General features: G+C 61.5%; 18 protein-coding genes. 9 read left to right on the forward strand and 9 right to left on the reverse strand.

Annotation, left to right across the window (positions count from 1 at the left end; translation table 11 throughout):
* From HOC_RS09675 to HOC_RS09695, 5 genes are all read left to right on the forward strand, one after another.
* A partial coding sequence (locus HOC_RS09675) for a hypothetical protein (protein WP_035537985.1) occupies nucleotides 1–393 on the forward strand: 393 nt, incomplete at its 5' end.
* A gap of 278 nt (nucleotides 394–671) precedes the next feature.
* On the forward strand, nucleotides 672–1,442 hold the full coding sequence (locus HOC_RS09680; RefSeq protein WP_035537986.1) for an FkbM family methyltransferase: 771 nt from the start codon (nucleotides 672–674) through the stop codon (nucleotides 1,440–1,442).
* A gap of 67 nt (nucleotides 1,443–1,509) precedes the next feature.
* Entirely contained in the window at nucleotides 1,510–2,691 is a 1,182-nt protein-coding gene (locus HOC_RS09685) for a thiolase family protein (protein WP_035537987.1), read from the forward strand.
* A gap of 81 nt (nucleotides 2,692–2,772) precedes the next feature.
* Complete coding sequence (locus HOC_RS09690; protein WP_035537989.1) at nucleotides 2,773–3,381, forward strand: hypothetical protein; 609 nt, start codon at nucleotides 2,773–2,775, stop codon at nucleotides 3,379–3,381.
* Nucleotides 3,378–4,448: a DUF2332 domain-containing protein gene (locus tag HOC_RS09695; protein ID WP_051624701.1), complete on the forward strand. Its 1,071-nt coding sequence runs from the start codon at nucleotides 3,378–3,380 to the stop codon at nucleotides 4,446–4,448. Before HOC_RS09690 ends, HOC_RS09695 begins: the two co-directional genes overlap by 4 nt.
* 4 nt (nucleotides 4,449–4,452) lie before the next feature.
* Here the strand turns inward: HOC_RS09695 and HOC_RS09700 are convergent, their stop codons facing one another.
* On the reverse strand, nucleotides 4,453–4,947 hold the full coding sequence (locus HOC_RS09700) for an Lrp/AsnC family transcriptional regulator (RefSeq protein ID WP_035537991.1): 495 nt from the start codon (nucleotides 4,945–4,947) through the stop codon (nucleotides 4,453–4,455).
* Between the two features lie 126 nt (nucleotides 4,948–5,073).
* On the opposite strand from HOC_RS09700, the gene HOC_RS09705 reads away from it, so the two are divergent.
* Nucleotides 5,074–8,532 (forward strand): indolepyruvate ferredoxin oxidoreductase family protein, encoded by a 3,459-nt coding sequence (locus tag HOC_RS09705; protein WP_035537993.1) that lies wholly within the window; start codon nucleotides 5,074–5,076, stop codon nucleotides 8,530–8,532.
* A 47-nt stretch (nucleotides 8,533–8,579) separates the two neighbouring features.
* On the opposite strand, the gene HOC_RS09710 is transcribed toward HOC_RS09705, so the two are convergent.
* Nucleotides 8,580–10,172, reverse strand: a complete 1,593-nt coding sequence (locus HOC_RS09710) for a lysine--tRNA ligase (RefSeq protein WP_035537994.1) — start codon at nucleotides 10,170–10,172, stop codon at nucleotides 8,580–8,582.
* Between the two features lie 130 nt (nucleotides 10,173–10,302).
* Entirely contained in the window at nucleotides 10,303–11,007 is a 705-nt protein-coding gene (locus HOC_RS09715; protein ID WP_051624703.1) for a GGDEF domain-containing protein, read from the reverse strand.
* Nucleotides 11,008–11,250: 243 nt separating this feature from the next.
* On the opposite strand from HOC_RS09715, the gene HOC_RS09720 reads away from it, so the two are divergent.
* On the forward strand, nucleotides 11,251–11,451 hold the full coding sequence (locus HOC_RS09720) for a (2Fe-2S)-binding protein (RefSeq protein WP_035538120.1): 201 nt from the start codon (nucleotides 11,251–11,253) through the stop codon (nucleotides 11,449–11,451).
* A 148-nt stretch (nucleotides 11,452–11,599) separates the two neighbouring features.
* Nucleotides 11,600–12,079, forward strand: coding sequence for a bacterioferritin (gene bfr / locus HOC_RS09725; protein WP_034741232.1), 480 nt, complete (start codon nucleotides 11,600–11,602; stop codon nucleotides 12,077–12,079).
* A gap of 50 nt (nucleotides 12,080–12,129) precedes the next feature.
* Here the strand turns inward: bfr and HOC_RS09730 are convergent, their stop codons facing one another.
* The 3 genes from HOC_RS09730 to HOC_RS22685 all read right to left on the reverse strand — a co-directional run bounded on the left by HOC_RS09730 (nucleotide 12,130) and on the right by HOC_RS22685 (nucleotide 14,028).
* Nucleotides 12,130–12,357: a DUF805 domain-containing protein gene (locus HOC_RS09730; protein WP_035537996.1), complete on the reverse strand. Its 228-nt coding sequence runs from the start codon at nucleotides 12,355–12,357 to the stop codon at nucleotides 12,130–12,132.
* Nucleotides 12,358–12,435: 78 nt separating this feature from the next.
* Nucleotides 12,436–13,665 carry an FMN-binding glutamate synthase family protein gene (locus tag HOC_RS09735; protein WP_338390453.1) on the reverse strand — a complete coding sequence of 410 codons (1,230 nt, stop codon included), beginning with the start codon at nucleotides 13,663–13,665 and terminating at the stop codon, nucleotides 12,436–12,438.
* Nucleotides 13,666–14,028, reverse strand: coding sequence for a hypothetical protein (locus tag HOC_RS22685; RefSeq protein WP_241766967.1), 363 nt, complete (start codon nucleotides 14,026–14,028; stop codon nucleotides 13,666–13,668). It lies immediately after the preceding gene.
* Between the two features lie 303 nt (nucleotides 14,029–14,331).
* Here HOC_RS22685 and HOC_RS09740 point away from each other — a divergent pair, with 303 nt between their 5' ends.
* The gene (locus HOC_RS09740) at nucleotides 14,332–14,769 is read left to right on the forward strand and encodes a DUF2853 family protein (protein ID WP_084146241.1); all 438 of its coding nucleotides are present in this window, start codon (nucleotides 14,332–14,334) and stop codon (nucleotides 14,767–14,769) included.
* An 82-nt stretch (nucleotides 14,770–14,851) separates the two neighbouring features.
* On the opposite strand, the gene HOC_RS09745 is transcribed toward HOC_RS09740, so the two are convergent.
* Genes HOC_RS09745 through HOC_RS09755 form a run of 3 tightly spaced genes read right to left on the reverse strand, consistent with a single transcriptional unit; the run spans nucleotide 14,852 to nucleotide 17,828 of the window.
* A complete protein-coding gene (locus HOC_RS09745; RefSeq protein WP_035537997.1) occupies nucleotides 14,852–15,988 on the reverse strand; it encodes an acyl-CoA dehydrogenase family protein in 1,137 nt (378 codons plus the stop codon).
* Nucleotides 15,985–16,611, reverse strand: coding sequence for a 2-hydroxychromene-2-carboxylate isomerase (locus HOC_RS09750; protein WP_051624705.1), 627 nt, complete (start codon nucleotides 16,609–16,611; stop codon nucleotides 15,985–15,987). Before HOC_RS09750 ends, HOC_RS09745 begins: the two co-directional genes overlap by 4 nt.
* A 2-nt stretch (nucleotides 16,612–16,613) precedes the next feature.
* Nucleotides 16,614–17,828 carry an acyl-CoA dehydrogenase family protein gene (locus tag HOC_RS09755; protein ID WP_035537999.1) on the reverse strand — a complete coding sequence of 405 codons (1,215 nt, stop codon included), beginning with the start codon at nucleotides 17,826–17,828 and terminating at the stop codon, nucleotides 16,614–16,616.
* Nucleotides 17,829–17,879 lie beyond the last annotated feature (51 nt).

The raw sequence follows: 17,879 nt of genomic DNA on the forward strand, positions 1-17,879 counted from the left end.
GCCCCTCTTCTCCCCACCCCCGGCCCGCGCGCCTATACTCCCCCCATGACCCGCGCTGAAATCTCTGCCCTGCTTGCCTGCTTTCCCATCTGGATGCGGCCTTTCGTGTGGGTGCAGCTGATGCTCATCAAGCGCGCCCAGATGCGCCATCGCCGCGAACTGATGGTGCATGTCTGCTATGCCACGGGCCGCCTGCGCGTCGTCTATATGGCCGATGCGCCGCGTGCGCCGTCTACTTGGCAATGCCCCGTTCCCGCCGTCACGGCGCTGGACAGGCTGGCCATGGCGCCACCTCCGCCCGCATGCACATATGTTCGTTCAACCCTCGGGCTTTTTACGTGCATTATTCGTGCACTCACATGCCCCGCGCCTCCCCCTCCTGACACATCCTGATATTGGCCGCTGACCCCTGCGCAGGCAGGGGTCCATGGACGGTGTCCTGCCACGCCCGCCATCGCACGTTTCGTCCCTGGATGCCCGCCTTCACAGGCATCGTCGGAAATATACGCAAAGCCCCCGCCGCGCCTTCCCCCGAAGGCTGCGGACACCCGTGTTCTGCATAAAATATTGCAGAGCCTTCCTACAATTATTTCACGAAATCCGATGCAATTTTTGATTGCTAGCGTGATCTTTGAGCGACATGGTGGCGCAAATCACTTTTCAGGCGCCCCATGATCACTCCGTCCAACGCGCTCCTTCTCGGCTATCGCAAGACGGCGCTGGAAAAGCTTTTCAAGGCAACCTTCATGCGCTCGCGCGCTGAAATGAATGACGGCGCCTGCGAGCTGGGCATGCTGCAATGCCTGATCCCGCCGGGCAGCACCACGATCGATATCGGCGCCAATGTGGGCGATTTCTCGCGTCGCCTGTCCCAGCTCTCAAAAGGCGGCCTGGTCATTGCGGTCGAGCCGCAATCCATGCCGCGCTCCGTGCTCACCATGGCGGGCTTTTTCAAGAAAGCGTCCAATATCCTCGTCGTGCCCGTCGCCCTCGGCGATACGCACGGCCTGGCGGTGCTCTCGGTGCCGATCAAGGCCAAGGGCAATGTCGGCATTGGCCTCGCTCATATCGGCGATGCGGCAGATTTTGCCGGGCGGTTCGACGTCAAGAAGGAGCTGGTCAGCCTCACCACGCTTGATGCCCTGATGGCGCGCATCGTCGCAGGGCCTGTCTCCTTCATCAAGATCGACGTGGAAGGCGGCGAACTGGCCGTCCTGCGTGGCGCGGCGGCCACGATAGATGCCTATCGCCCGTCCATCCTCTGCGAGATCGACGACCGCGAAGCCCGTTTCGGCGCCACGCGCACCGAACTCGTCACTTTCCTGACGGACAGAGACTATATTCCGCGCCGGATTTCCGATCTGGCCGAGCTTGCGCCGGACCAAATCGAAAAGAACACGGTTTTCGTGCCACGAGAGACCGTGATCCCCGCCCGGTCTTGACGACCGCCGCGTCAGGGCGCCTATACGTTCGCAACTGCAAGAAAATGCGTACTGGAAGGAACCCTGAATGTCTGAACAAGATCCCGTCGTCATCGTTGGTATGGCCCGCACTCCAATGGGCGGCCTGCTGGGCGACCTCGCCAGCTTCTCCGCCAACGAGCTCGGCGCCATCGCTGTGAAAGCCGCTGTTGCCGAAGCCAAGCTCCAGCCGGGCGAAGCAAACGAAATCATCATGGGCAACTGCCTTCCCGCTGGCCAGGGCCAGGCCCCTGCCCGTCAGGCCGGTTTCAAGGCCGGTGAAGACAAGGGCCTCGAAGCCGTCACGATCAACAAGATGTGCGGCTCCGGCATGCAGGCCACCGTCATGGGCCGTCAGGCCATCCTCTCGGGCGACGCCAATATCGTCATCGTCGGCGGCATGGAATCCATGACCAATGCGCCCCACCTGCTGAACGTCCGCAAGGGCCACAAATATGGCGCGATGAGCTCTGAGGACCATATGGCTCTCGACGGCCTGTCCGATGCCTACAGCCACGGCCCGATGGGCCTCTTCGCTGACAAGATCGCCGGCGAATACCAGTTCACCCGCGAGCAGCAGGACGCCTACGCCCTCGAAACGCTCAACCGCGCCCAGAACGCCACCAAGAACGGCAAGTTCAAGCGCGAGATCGCACCCGTCACCGTGAAGGGCCGCAAGGGCGACACGATTGTCGACTCTGACGAACTGCCCCGTACCGCCATGCCGGACAAGATCCCGACCCTGAAGCCCGCCTTCTCGAAAGACGGCACGGTCACGGCGGCCAACGCTTCGGGCATTTCCGACGGCGCCGCAGCCATGGTGCTGATGCGCGAATCCGAAGCCAAGAAGCGTGGCCTCACGCCAATCGCCAAGATCGTCGCTTCGTCCAGCCACGCCCATGAGCCGGAATACTTCACCACCGCGCCTGTGCCGGCCATGAAGAAGGCCCTTGAAAAAGCCGGTTGGAAAATCGAGGATGTCGACCTCTGGGAAGTCAATGAAGCCTTCGCGGTCGTGCCTATGATCGCCATGAAGGAACTCGGCATCAGCCATGACAAGCTGAACGTGAACGGCGGCGCCTGCGCCATGGGCCACCCGATCGGCGCTTCCGGCGCCCGCGTCATCATCACGCTGCTCGCAGCGATGGAAGATCGCGGCGTCAAGAAGGGCATGGCTTCGCTCTGCATCGGCGGCGGCGAAGGTATCGCCATGGCTGTCGAGCGCTACTAGTCCAGACCGGCCTCAAAGCCAGTTGGAAGCCCGGGCCGTGCCAACGCACAGTCCGGGCTTTTGCTTATCAGGGGGAAAACCATGCCACTGCAGAACCGCGTCGACCCGTTCGGCCAGCTCCATGTCGATCCCGCGCGCGGCGCCTTCATGGGCAATCGCGGCGGCTGTTTCCACCGGCCGGACCAGACGCTGAAACCGCGCCACTGGGCGACGCGCCAATGGATCATCTGCCAGCTTGAGTTCAAGGGCCGCAAGCGCCCTCTCATGCAGCCCGGTCTCTATACCGAGCTTTTCTTCCTCGACGAGGCCACCGCCCTCGCCGCCGGTCACCGCCCCTGCTTCGAATGCCGCCGCGACGCCGCCAAGGCCTTCCGCGATGCCACCGGCCTCCCCGCCCCCGTCCGTGTGGGTGATCTGGACGCCCGCATCGCCGACGAAGTCCAGTCCGTCCTGAAGGGCGAGACAGCCCGCGAAACCATCTCGCCCGCCAGCCTCCCCGATGGCGCCTTCTTTGCCGTCGGCGACACGGCCTATCTGAAGCAAGGCACCCATGCCCGCCCATGGTCCTTCAGTGGTTATGGCGCCCCGGCTGCCCTACCCGCCAGCGCCCGGCGCCTGACACCGGCCACCACCTGCGCCGCCCTCGCCAATGGCTACCGCCCCGCCCTCCACGCCTCGGCCACCGCATGATGCCGGACCGGATCGTCTCCCATTTTCACGAACAGGCGGGCTGGTGCCGCGATCTCGGCTCGCCCTTCACGGCCCAGCTCCTGATTGCCCTCGCAAGGGACTTCAAAGCCACCGGGATTACCCATGCACTGGTCTCGGAATGGTCCGGGAACCCCCGCAGGGATGCCCTTGGACTCCGCCTTGTGGGCGCCCTCCACCATGCCGCGCTCAATGGCTCGGCCCCGGCCCTCTCCGCTATCTATCCCGCGCATAACCCCGGCTGGACCATGGCAACGGTCTGGCCTGTCGTGGAAGCCTATCTGAAGACAAAGGGCGACACGGTCCGCGCCTTTCTCCAGTCCGCGCCGCAGACCAATGAGACGCGCCGCTGCATCGCCCTCCTGCCCGGTTTCCTCGATCTCGCCGCCCGGCATGATAGGCCGATGGACCTGCTCGAACTCGGCGCCAGCGCGGGCCTCAACCAGAACTGGGACCATTACGCCTATCGGACAGCCAACTGGCAGCGCCCCGGCCCGTCAGACGTCGTCATATCAACAGAATGGACCGGCCCGGCGCCCGCGCACCTTGGCGCCTCTCCCACGATCCGCAGCCGCGCCGCCTGCGACCTGAACCCGCTCGACATTACGGACGACGCAGAGGCCCTGCAGCTCAAATCCTATGTCTGGGCCGACCAGCCTGCCCGCCTCGCGCGGCTCGATGGCGCCATCGCCCTCGCCCGCAAAACCGGCCTCAAGGTCGACAAGGCCGACGCCGCCGACTGGCTGGAAACACAGCTCAGCCAACGCCGCCCGGAGGGGCTGACGGTCATCTATCACTCGGTCTTCCTGATCTATCCGCCGCCGGAAACCCGCGAGCGTATCCGCGCCTTCATCGACACCGCCGGCGCCGCCGCCACGCCCGAAGCGCCCCTCGCCTGGCTCTGCTTCGAACCCGAACCCCTATTCGGCGGCGAACCCGCCTCCGGCATGATGCGCACACGGTTGCAGACATGGCCGGGCGGCGCGGCGCGCTTCCTCAACCAATCCGACGGACACGTAACATCTGTTAGAGTTCTGGCGGAGGCCTGACCCCTCAGGAGGATTTCAGCTTGTCGCTGACAAGGCCGAGCGGCAGGGCCGTCGTGCGTTTCGACACGCGGACAACGATCCGCGACTGCACATCCGAAACAAGCGCCGATCCCAGCAGTTTGTCACGGAGGAAATTATCATAGGCGTGCATGTCCGTCGTCACGACATGGATCATGTAATCGACCGCGCCTGTCACCGTCATGCACTCGATCACTTCGGACCAATCCTGCACGATGGATTCGAACGCCTCGAGATTTGCCCGGCTCGGCAGCGCCAGTTTGACGCTCGCCATCACTTCAAAATTGAGGCCAAGCGCGAAATTATCCAGCAGCGTGACGCGCCCCGTAATGAAACCCGCTTCTTCCATGCGCTTGATACGGCGCCAGCAGGGCGAAGACGAAAGTCCCACGCGATCCGCTATCTCTGCAACTGACAGGCTCGCGTCGCGTTGGATGATATCAAGGATGCGTGCGTCGATCGTGTCTAGGTCTTGGGCCAATTTGCTGCGTACTCCAGAGTTTGAGGCATAATATACCCCTAACTAACAGGAATGGCGCAAGATAGGCAAGCAATTTCACTAAAATTGCCCAATAATATACCCAATAGATATTCAGGGATGAAATCCATGAAACACCGTGAAGTCACGCTGGACGACAAATACGAGCTTGTCGAGGGCAACGCTTTCATGACGGGCATTCAGGCGCTCGTGCGCCTGCCGCTTGACCGCAAACGCCTCGATATTGGCAGTGGCCACAACACGGCCGGCTTCATCTCGGGTTATCGCGGGTCGCCGCTCGGCGGCTATGACCAGCAATTGCGCGCCGTCCAGCCCCTGCTCGACAGCCACAACATCCAGTTCTGGGAAGGCCTCAACGAGGATCTCGGTGCCACGGCTGTCTGGGGCAGCCAGCAGCTCGGCCTCTTCCCCGGCGCGCGCTATGACGGCCTCTTCGGCATCTGGTACGGCAAGGCCCCCGGCGTGGACCGCACAGGCGACGTGTTCAAGCACGCCAATGCCGCCGGCACTTCGGCCCTTGGCGGCGTGCTCGCCATCATCGGTGACGACCATAATTGCAAATCCTCGACCCTGCCCTCGCAGTCCGAATTCGCCATGGCGGATGCCGAGATCCCGGTGCTCAATCCCGCCTCGATCCAGGACGTGCTCGACTATGGCATCCACGGCTGGAACATGAGCCGCTTTAGCGGCGCCTGGACTGGCCTCGTCGCCCTCGCCGACACGATGGACTCAGGCTCTGTCGTCAATGTCAGCCTCGACCGTTTCGCCTTTGCCGAGCCCGGCTTCCACATGCCCGAGGCGGGCGTCCACATGCGGCGCGGCGACACGCCGCTCGACAAGGAAGCGCGCCTGCGCCACTTCAAGTTGCCAGCCGCGCAGGCCTATGTCCGCGCCAACCGGCTTGACCATGTTGTCATCCCCTCCCCCAAGCCGCGCATCGGTGTCATCGTCACCGGACAGGCCGCCCGCGACGTGTTCGAGGCGCTCGCCGCCATCGGCCTTTCGCCCGAAGAAGCTGGCCGTCTCGGCCTCACGGTCTACAAGGTGGCCATGCCCTGGCCGCTTGAGCCGGAAGGCGTGCGCGAATTCTGCGCCGGCCTTGAGCGTGTCGTCGTCATCGAACACAAGCGCCCCCTGATCGAAGAACAGCTGAAGGCTGCGCTTTACGACCTCCCGGATTCCCAACGCCCCCGGATCGAAGGCAAGCGCGCCGCCAATGGCGAGCCCCTGCTCTCGGACGTCGCCTCCATCTCCATCCCGGAAATGGCGCACGCCCTGATGAAGATCATCCCCGCCGGATGGGACACGGCCCGCGCCGATGCCTATTTCGACCGGGTTGGCCGCGCTGGCGAAGCCGCACGCGGCAATGCCTCGGAAACCGTCCGCAGTCCGCACTTCTGCTCCGGCTGCCCCCACAACACATCCACAACCGTGCCCGAAGGCTCACGCGCCCTTGCCGGTATCGGCTGCCATTACATGGCGAACTTCATGCCTGACCGGAAGACGGACATGACCAGCCAGATGGGCGGCGAAGGCATCGCCTGGGTCGGCCAGCACTGGGCGACTGATGAAGATCATGTCTTCGTCAATCTCGGCGACGGCACCTATTCGCACTCCGGCAGTCTCGCCATTCGTGCCGCTGTCACCTCCGGCGCCAAGATGACCTACAAGATCCTCTACAATGACGCAGTTGCCATGACCGGCGGTCAGCACGTGGAGTCCGGCCAGACGCCCGCCCAGATCGCCCAGCAGGTCGAAGCCGAAGGCGTGAAAACCATCGTCATCGTCACCGAAGACCCGACCCGCTATGCAGGCGTCAAAAACCTGCCCCGCAGCGTGAAGATCTTCGACCGCGAAGACCTTGAAGACGTGCAGGTCATGCTGCGCGCCACGCCCGGCGTCTCGGTCATGATCTATGACCAGATGTGCGCCACCGAGAAACGCCGCCGCTCCAAGCGCGGCATCATCGCGCCCGACCGCGTGCGCGTGATCATCAATACCGAAGTCTGCGAAGGCTGCGGCGACTGTTCGATCAAGTCCAACTGTCTCTCCGTGGAGCCTGTCGAGACCGAGCTTGGCCGCAAGCGCCGCATCAACCAGTCATCGTGCAATACAGACCTCTCCTGCCTCACCGGCTTCTGCCCGAGCTTCGTCACCGTCAAGGATGGCGAACCGGCATGGACCGGCGAAGTGCGCCGTGAGTTCGATGCCTCGAACCTTCCCCTCCCCGAGACGCCGAGCCTCGCTGCGCCCTGGAACGTGCTGTTCACCGGCGTGGGCGGCACAGGCGTCACCACCGTCGCTGCCGTGCTCGCCATGGCCGCGCATGTGGACGGCAATGCCGCCTCCTCGCTCGACATGACGGGCCTTGCCCAGAAGGGCGGCCCGGTCCTCTCGCACATCCGTTTTGCGCGTGAGCCTGAAGACATCTCTACGGGCCGCGTGCCGCCTGCCAGTGCCGACCTCATCATCGCCTGTGACCTTGTCGTGGCGGCGGGCGGCGACGCCCTCCTGCTGATGGATCCGACGCGTACGGCGGCCTATGCCAACTCTGATGTCACGCCGACCAGCGAGTTCATCCGTAACCGCTCGAAGCGTTTCGAAAGCGACCTGCTGGCAGGCCGCGTGAAGCGGCAGGCGCGTGACTTCGGCGCCTTTGATGCCGAAGCGCTCGCCGTCGGCTACCTCCACGACGCGATCTACACCAACATGATCATGGTCGGTTACAGCTGGCAGAAAGGCGCCGTGCCCGTCTCGCTGCGCGGGCTTTATCGCGCGATCCGCCTCAACGGCACCAAGGTCGATGACAATATGGCCGCGTTCAATATCGGCCGCATCGCCGCTGCCGCGCCGGAGCGCCTCGCCCAGCAACACGACCCGCGTGGCCACCTTGAGCCGAAAACGCTGGACGAGCTGATCGACGACCGCGCCAAGCGTCTGACGGCCTATCAGAATGCCGCCTATGCGCAGGCCTATCGCGATGCCGTCACCCGCGTCCGCAGTGCTGAGGAGGCCGCAGGCCTCGGTGACAAGCTCACCCGCGCCGCAGCAACCTATGCCTACAAGCTGATGGCCTACAAGGACGAGTATGAAGTTGCCCGCCTCTATACGGATGGCTCATTCGCGGCCCAGCTCGCCAGCCAGTTCAAGGGCGGCAAGCTGCGCTTCTGGCTCGCCCCGCCGATCATGTCCAAAAAGGACAGTCACGGCCACCTGAAGAAGAAACATTTCGGCGGCTGGATGATGCTCGGCTTCAAACTGCTGACCAAGCTGAAGGGCCTGCGCGAAACACCGTTCGACCTCTTCGGACGCACCGAGGAGCGCAAGATGGAGCGCGCCCTGCGCGACACCTATCTCGAAACGCTGGAAACGCTCGCCTCAGGCCTCACGGTAAAGAACCACGCCGTCGCTGTCGCCATCGCCGAAGTGCCGGACGAAATCCGCGGCTATGGCCATGTGAAGGAAGCCGCCGTGGCCGTCGCCAGCGAAACCGAAGCCGCCCTCTGGAAAGGCTGGCCGACAGGCGACATGCCGAAAGCGAAAACGACGCTGATCGCGGCGGAGTAGCCGGAAGGGCCCTCACCTCCCATCGCTTTGCGATGGGAGGTGAGGGCTTAATCCCGCGCCAAAGCCTCATCAATCAGACGGGCCGTCTCTTCCACACCGTACAGCGCGGCGAAGCTGCCGAAGCGCGGCCCCTGCTCCTGTCCGAGCAGCACTTCATAGAGCGCCTTGAACCATTCGCGCAGGTTCTCGAATTCATGGTCCTTGCCGACAGCGAAGGTCATGGTCTGCAGGTTCTCGGAATTTGGCTCTTCATCGAAGACCTTGAGGCGCGCTGACAGATCCACCATTGCGGCGCGTTCCTGATCGGTCGGTGCACGGAACACTTTCGCCGGCAACACGAAGTCGCGGTAGTAGCGCATCGCATAGCCTGCGAGGCTGTCGAGCAGCGGGTGCGTCTCAGCCGAGGCTTCCGGCGCATAGCGCGAGATGAAGCCCCAGAGCTGGCTCTTGTCTTCAGGGTTCGCCACGGCGACGAGGTTCAGCAGCAGCGCGAAGCTGACGGGCACATCGGCCTTTGGCGGATTGCCGGAATGGATGTGCCAGACCGGGTTTTCCAGCTGGCGGGCTGGTTCCTCGTCCGGGTATTTCTCGAGGAAGGTCAGGTATTCATCGACCGTCTTCGGGATCACATCGAAATAGAGCTTCTTGGCCACGCGCGGCTTCTGGAACTGGAACAGCGACAGGCTCTCGTCCGGCGCATAGGCGCGCCACTCTTCGACCGAGATACCGTTGCCCTTGGACTTGGATATTTTCTCGCCCTTCTCGTCCAGGAACAGCTCGTAGACATATTGTTCCGGCGGGCGGTGGCCGAGGATTTTGGCGATGCGCGAATAGATCGGCGCATTGGCCTGGTGGTCCTTGCCGAACATCTCGAAGTCGACGCCAAGCGCGGCCCAGCGCATGCCGAAATCCGGTTTCCACTGCATCTTCACATTGCCACCCGTCACAGGCAGCGTCACGTCCGTGCCGTCTTCATCCTCGAACGTGATCTCGCCCTTGGCCGCATCGACATGCTTCATCGGCACATAGAGGACGCGGCCTGTGCTGGGCGAGATCGGCAGGAAGGGTGAATAGGTCGCCTGACGCTCCGCGCCGAGTGTCGGCAGCATGACGGCCATGATCTCATCGAACTTCTCCGCCGCGCGCAGCAGCATCGGATCGAACCGGCCGGACTTGTAGCATTCGGTCGCCGAGATGAATTCGTACCGGAAGCCGAACTGGTCGAGGAAGGCGCAAAGGCGGGCATTCATGTGCGCGCCATAGGACTCGTGCGTGCCGAACGGGTCCGGCACGGCGGTCAGCGGCTGTTGCAGGTAAGGCTCAAGGCTTTCCGGGTTTGGCACGGTCGGCGGAACCTTGCGCATGCCGTCCATGTCGTCCGAAATACAGATCAGGCGCGTCGGGATCTGTCCGCCCGTCAGCACTTCGAACGCGTGGCGCACCATGGTCGTGCGCACCACTTCCCCGAACGTGCCGATATGCGGCAGGCCCGAGGGGCCATAGCCTGTCTCAAATACGACCGGGTCATCGGCCTTGCGCTGGCCCGCCTTGACCTGATCATCGACCCGCTTCTTCAGCGCGCGCGCCAGTTCAAACGGCCAGGCCTTGGCAGATTGGGCGAGCATGGAGAGGTCGGTCATGTGAAGCGTCAGTCATTGTTGATTGTTGCGGCTGGCCGGAGGTAAAGGCCCCACGCCACAGCGTCAAGCAAACGCGCGCTGATGCGCTGGATATGCCTATAAGGTTGGAATAGGCGCGCGGGTGATGCCGCTAGGCCAACCTGACGCGGCTCGCGCGCGGATCGCCATAGGAATACGCAATCTGGTTTCGACCGCCCCGTTTGGCTTCGTACATTTTCCGGTCGGCAATCGACATCATGGCAATGGCATTCTGGTCGGCCGAATTGATTGCCACGCCAATGCTGACCGACAATTGATGGCGGCATCCGTCTTCAGGCTCAAAATTCAGATTGAAGACGCCAGCCAGAATGCGCTCAGCAATGGCAACGACGGACAGCGTGTCCGTTGCCTGCACGAAGACCAGGAATTCCTCGCCGCCAACACGGCCGCAAATATCCCCTATGCGCACGCCTGCAATGACTGTTTCGGCGACAAGACGAAGCGCCTCATCACCAGCTGAATGGCCAAACGTATCATTCACAATCTTGAAGTTGTCTGCGTCGATCATCAGCATGGCGCCCCCGATACGCTTCAGGAGGCTTTCGTCGACATCGCTCATGAATGCGCCGCGATTGAGCATGCCGGTCAGCGGGTCTGTTCGGGCGCGCCGATCAAGTTCTATATGCGCAGATTCGAGATCGTGAACCGTTTTTGCCAGTCTGTTTCTCTCGCGCTGCAGCCGCCACGATATGGGAAAGGCCACAAGGATGGCAACAATCACGCAGGTGATGCCGGCAACCGGGTAAATTTCGAGCACCACATCCCTCGGCAGCGGCGAGGCCCACAGGACGATCATGCTGACCGCTTGGGAGACAAGAGCGCTGGCAACCGTGACAAGCAGGGGCCTGTGTAAGGAATGGAGAAAAACTGAATATCGACCGGGCAGGACGTTTGACATATTACCTATATGAAACATTATAATCTATAGAATGGTCGCTGGATCGATGAAATTTGATCGGTCCACCCGATTTTTCTAAGGTCCGCAAAGTCAGGTATTTTGGTATTGACAATCATTCGCATCTACATGCAAATGGTTCTCATGATCATCTGCATCTGCAACCGCATTAACTGTTCAAGCGTCCGCGCCGCGGTCGGCGCCGGTGCGCGCAGCCCACGGGCCGTGCAGGCGCATCACGGCTGCAAGTTCAATTGCGGCAAGTGCAGCTGCTCGATCGGCGAGATCATTTCGCAGGAAATGGATCGCCAGGGCCCCGCGCCGATGCTGGTCGCCGCCGAATAGTCCGTTCTTTTTGAGACTGCGTTTCAGCACGCTGTGAGACTGTGTCTCACTTGCAGATGAACTTGATTTTATTCGAGAATTTCTTGCTTTTGGTGGCGCCTTCCCGTATCCCGCGAGTCTATCCATTTACCTTGCGCAGGAGTGCCCCATGAAAGGCGACACCAAAGTTATCGAGTTCCTGAATCTCTGTCTCAAGAACGAGCTGACGGCGATCAACCAGTATTTCCTGCATTCCCGTATGCTCAAGGACTGGGGCGTCTCGAAGCTCGCCAAACATGAGTACGAGGAATCAATCGAGGAAATGAATCACGCCGACTGGCTGATCGAGCGAATCCTCTTCCTGGGTGGTCTGCCCAACCTTCAGGACCTCGGCAAACTGCATATCGGCGAAAGCGTGCAGGAAATTCTCGAGTGCGACATGAAGGTCGAGATGATGGCCATCCCCACGCTCAAGGACGCGATGGAGCACGCCGAGAACGTGCGCGACTATGGCAGCCGCGACCTGTTCGGCAAGATCCTCCACAATGAGGAAGAGCATGTCGATTATCTCGAGACGCAGTTCGACCTGATCGAACGCATCGGTATCGAGCGCTACACGATGCTGCAGTCTGAAGCCAACGGCTCCTGATAAAAAGCCGGCCTTTCGGGGCCGGCTTTTTTCTTTGGGGCGTCACATCGCTAGTTAAACGTGTCTGTCGGATTGATGCGCTTGTGAATGGGCCACTCCGCAAAGGCGAGATAGGCAAAGGCGATCAGGTTCACCAGCGGCACCAGCATCAGGAGCGACCAAGCGCCGCTGAAGCCGGCTTTGCTCCAGATCTTCCAGTAGCAGACGATAAAGAAAATAATTACTGCCAGATATACCACGCCAACAACGGCAAAGGCAGCTGAGTTTCCGGATTCCATGAGTGCGTCCTCCTCTTCATGATCCGACACGGATCAAACCAAGGTTCGCTGCAATTGCCAAGGTTCAGACGTTAAATCCTATATATTCAGCGGTCTGAAAGAGGCAGCCTGCGCCATCGCCCATTCATTTGCGAGCTTGGTCTCTTCCGGCGCATTGATCAGCACATTCTTGTCGAGCAGATCATAGGCGCGGTGCGCCGGCAGCACGATGTCTTCCGTCACGCGGTGCATGATGTGGCGCGGTGTGAGTTCGGCCGGATGCTCAAGGCCTGCAGCCCCCACGACTTCCATAAGCGCCTTCATCGTGTTGCGGTGGAAATTGTAGACGCGCTCAGCCTTGTCCGCGATCACGAGACCTCGTTGTCGACCCTTGTCCGTCGTCGCAATACCCGTCGGACACGTATTGTTGTGGCAGTTGAGCGACTGGATACACCCAAGCGAGAACATGAAGCCGCGCGCCGTGTTGATCCAGTCCGCCCCGAGCGCCATGGACGAGGCAATCGCGAACGCACTGGTCTGCTTGCCGGAGCATGCAAGACGGACCTCATCCTTCAGTCCCGTACCGACCAGCGCATTGCGCGCCAGCACCAGGCCTTGCCTCAGCGGCGCGCCGACATGATCAAGGAATTCCGCAGGCGCCGCGCCCGTACCCCCTTCCCCGCCATCGACGACCATGAAGTCCAGCCGGATCTCGGTTTCCAGCATGGCCTTGCAGATGGCGAGCAGTTCCCACCGGTTGCCGACGCAGAACTTGATGCCCACAGGCTTGCCGCATGACATCTCGCGTAGGCTCGCCGCAAATTCCATCATCTCGATGGGCGTCGAAAACGCCGTGTGCCCCGGCGGCGACACGCATGTCTCGCCCACAGGCACGCCGCGCGCCTCGGCAATCTCCTCGGTCACCTTCGCGCCCGGCAGCACGCCGCCATGACCGGGCTTGGCGCCCTGGCTCAGCTTGATCTCGATCATCTTGATCTGCGGGTCCTGCGCGACGTCCTTGAAACGCGCCGCATCAAACCGACCGTCACGCGCGCGACAACCGAAATAACCGGAACCAAGTTCCCAGACGAGATCTGCGCCGCCGGCGCGGTGATAGCGCGAGACGCCGCCCTCGCCCGTGTCGTGATAGAAGTTGCCTTTCTTGGCGCCGGTCGACAGCGCCTCGATGGCATGCGCGCCGAGCGAACCAAAGCTCATGGCCGAGATGTTCAGGACGCTGGCGGAGTAAGGCTGCTTCGTTCCCGGTGCGCCAACATGAATGCGCGGAGAGTCGTCTGCGGTATGCTTCGCGGCAATCGAATGCGCCAGCTATTCATAAGGTGGCTTGTCGATGTCCAGATGGCTGCCGAAGGGTTCGACGGAAGATACATTCTTTGCCCGGCGATAGATCAGCGCACGCTGTTCATTGTTGAAGGGACGTCCTTCGGTTTCACTCTCCACGATGTAGGAGCGAAGGAAGGGATGCAGCTCTTCAGCAATCCATCTGATGTGCGCAATGATCGGGAAGTTGCGCCACAAAGTGTGGCGTGACTGGAAAAAATCATAAAGACCGAGAAGCACGAGTGCGCCAAGAATCCCGCTGAAGACAACAAGCCATGGCGCAGCCTCCATACCAATCAGACTCAGCACGAACAGACCCGTAACAATGAGAAGCGGAATGAAGCGCATCATGGCAAACTCCCTGCAGTTATTTGACTTTCCGAGCCTTGGGCCAAGCAAGCGACATCGTCAACAAATCCCGTGCAGCGCGGAATGTTCCGAGATGCAGTGCGAAGGCACGCTTGCAGACATCTTTAATTTTTCATCCGCTCACGTTCATTATTCAAAGTTTGCGACTCACATTCCACCACTTTAAGGGGTTGGCACGCTGTTCAAAAGAAGGTCAGTGTGCCAGCGCGTGTCGAAATGATTCGAGACCTGAGCTGCGTAAGATCGATAACCGCCCACAACAGGGCCCATTGAGGAGAAAATCCCATGGCAAAAGCAACCAAGCCAACCACCAAGAAACCTGCCGCTGCGAAGAAGGCTGCACCTGCGCCTAAAGTCAGCGCTCCGGCAAAAGCTCCAACTGCCAAAGAAGTGCTTATGGAGAAATACGTCACCGACCTGAAAGAAAAGGTCGGCGAAGCGCGTCCTGACATGGCGCTGCTCGAAGCCGCTGTGAAAGCATCCGGCCCAACCATCTACAAGTCCGACACGGCAACGATTGCTGCTTCCGACAAGGACGAACTCGCACGCGTCAAGAAAGGCTTCATCGCCAAGAAGCTCGGCGTCACCGACGAAGCCAAGGCTGATGCCGCACTGGTTGAGGCCGTTGCCAAATACGGCAAGTCCGTCCGCGCCAAGCACCGCCCCGTGATGTATTACCTCATCGCCAAGGCCCTGAAAAAAGGATCGGTCCTGAAAGGCTGATCTTCATTCCGCTTGCGGATAAAAATAAAAGCCGGGCGCAGCATGGCTGGCCCGGCTTTTTCATGGCTGGCTCCGAGATCGATCAGAAACCGTTGAGGCGCGCATAGCGATCACGGTGCCAGCTGGCGCCGCCATACATGGCTTCCTGCACGCGTGCGCGCTTCATGTAGAGGCCCGGGTCTGCCACATCGGTCATGCCGATGCCGCCATGCATCTGGACACATTCATTGGAAACGAGATGTACAAGCTCGCTCGCCTTCGCCTTGGCGAGGCTCGCCAGTTCCGCCACATCACCGCTGCCTGCATCGACAGCCGCGAGGGCCGCTGCGACGCATGAGCGTGTCATTTCCATCTCGGTGAACATTTTGGCGGCGCGGTGCTGGAGCGACTGGAACGAACCGATCAGCTGGCCGAACTGCTTGCGGCTCTGGAGATATTCGAGCGTCATCTCGAACGCAGCGGCCGACGAGCCAAGCATTTCAGCCGCCTGGCCGATGGCCGCGCGGTCCAGTACGGGTTCCAGCACGTCGGCGCCTTCGTCAACCGGGCCAAGCACCCCGCCCTCGCCCACGATGACATCCTCAAACGTCACATGCGCAGCGCCATGGGAATCCACCGTCTTCAGTTCCTGCACCGTAACGCCTTTGGCGTCGCGCGGCACAAGGAAGAGCGTAATGCCGTGGCGGTCGCCGGCTTCACCAAAGGTGCGGGCAACCACAATGAACATGTCGGCATCATGGCCACCCGGCACGAAGCGCTTCATGCCGTTCAGCGTATAGCCTTGGCCGTTGCGCTCGGCTTCGGTCGCCACGTTCAGCGGCGCAAAATGCGCGGACTCGTCGAGCGCGAGGGCGAAGGTCGCCTCGCCCATAGCGATCTTCGGCAGCCATTCGGCCTGCTGGGCCTTGCTGCCGCCAAGCTGGATGGCGGAGGCCGCGATCAGCGCCGTTTGCAACAGCGGCGTCGCGGCCAGTGTCCGCCCTTGGGCCTCGAGAATCTGGCCAAGACCAACAAGCCCGAAATGCTCTCCGCCCGGTTCGTCGGAAATGATCACGCCGAAGAAGCCGAGCTCTGCCAGTTTCTTGCGGGTTTCGGGGTCGTGGCCATTGGCGCCCTTGTCGCGCAGCGCGCGCAGATGCGTCAGTGGCAGTTCATCACGTGCGAATGCCATCGCCGTGTCGCGCAGCATTTCCTGGTCTTCAGTCAGTACGAAGCTCATCTCGTCCCTCCAATGGACATTATTTGCAGGGGGGCGGCCAACCAGTCGAAAGCATCTTCCAACCGGTCATTGCCCCAGAACATTTCGCCGTCATCGGCAAAGAAAGTGGGGGAGCCAAATACGCCGCGGCGCATGGCTTCCTCTGTATTGGCCTTCAGTTCGACCTTGATCGTCTCGTCGCCTGCCCGCGCCATGATGGCCTCAGGGTGCTCGCCCGCTGCCACGATGCACCGACTGACAATCTCCGGATCCGAGATCAGCGCGGCTTCAGCGAAGTTGGCCGTATAGACGGCCTTCACGAAAGCAGCCCGGGACGCCTCAGGCAGCGCCAGTGTGCAGCGCGCGGCCAGCAAGCCGTTCTGCGGGAATGCAGCTGGTGTCTCCAGAGGCAAGCCCGCCCGGGCGCAGACCCGCGCAAGATCGCGCCACATGTAGCGCCCCTTGACCGGGAAGGCATTGAAGGGGCTATCCGTCAGCCCCTGCTGGGTATTGAAGACAGGTCCGAGCAGGAACGGCTTCCACACGATCTCGTGCCCCGCCTCATCGGCGAGAGCCTCGATCCGCATGGCCGCCGGATACGAGTAAGTCGATGCGAACTCGAACCAGAATTCAATCCTGCCCATGCCTATTGATGGTCTTTCAGGCCCAGCACACGCTTGGCGATGACATTAAGGTTGATCTCGCTCGTGCCACCCTCGATGGAGTTGCCCTTCGAGCGCAGCCAGCCGCGGGTCGCGCGCATGGCGCCCTTGTCAAAGCCCTCCCCTTCCCAGCCGAGCGCCTCTGAGCCGAGCGCCTCGATCAGGAGTTCGTGGCGATCCTGGTTCATCTTCGCGGCGCCATATTTCAGGATGGACGCGGTATGACCTACCTGCTGGCCGGCCTTGGCCTGCTCGGTCTGGCGCTGGACGGTCAGGTTGAACGCCTTGGCATACATCTTGTGGTCTGCGATGCGGCCGCGCAGGTCGCCATCGGCAATCCGGCCTTCGCTATCGGTGCCGACATGGATCTTGGCATATTCTTCCGGTCCGAGAATGCCCGAACCACCCGTGCCGCCGAAGCCGCCAGCCGAAATCGACGAGCGTTCGAATTGGAGCAGGCGCTTGGCGATTTCCCAGCCGCCATTTACCCGGCCGACCAGCTGATCCTTTGGAACCTTCACATCGGTGAAGAAGGTTTCGCAGAACGGGCTCTCGCCGGAAATCAGAAGAATCGGACGCGCCTCGACGCCAGGGCTCTTCATGTCGAACAGGATGAAGCTGATGCCTTCATGCTTCGTGCTCGTATCCGTACGCACGAGGCAGAAGATCCAGTCGGCCTTGTCGGCATAGGAGGTCCAGACTTTCTGGCCGTTGATCAGGTAATGATCGCCCTTGTCCTCGCAGCGCGTCTGCAGGCCGGCAAGGTCAGAGCCTGCGCCCGGCTCTGAATAGCCCTGGCACCAACGTGTCTTGCCTTTGACGATGTCCGGCAGGAAGCGCTTCTTCTGCTCTTCATTGCCAAACTCCAGGAGGGCCGGGCCGAACATCCAGAGGCCGAACGAGAACAAGGCCGGGCGGGCCTTGATGCGGCGCAGCTCTTCCTGAAGGACACGGTTCTGTTCCTTGGTCAGACCGCCGCCGCCATAGGCAGCTGGCCACTCAGGGGCCGTCCAGCCCTTTTCGCCCATACGCTCCAGCCAGATCTTGGATTCCGGATTGGGGAACTTCTCGCTCTTGCCGCCCCAGACAACTTCGCTGTCTTTCATGGGGGTGCGCATGGAGGGCGGGCAATTCGCCTCCAGCCAGTCTCGCGTCTCTGCGCGAAACGCGTCCAGGTCTTCGGTGACGTCATAGGCCATAGGGAAGGCTCCTCGATTGTCGGTATGTTATGTCTGGATGAAGCCTAAATC

Source organism: Hyphomonas oceanitis SCH89, from assembly GCF_000685295.1.
GTDB lineage: Bacteria > Pseudomonadota > Alphaproteobacteria > Caulobacterales > Hyphomonadaceae > Hyphomonas > Hyphomonas oceanitis.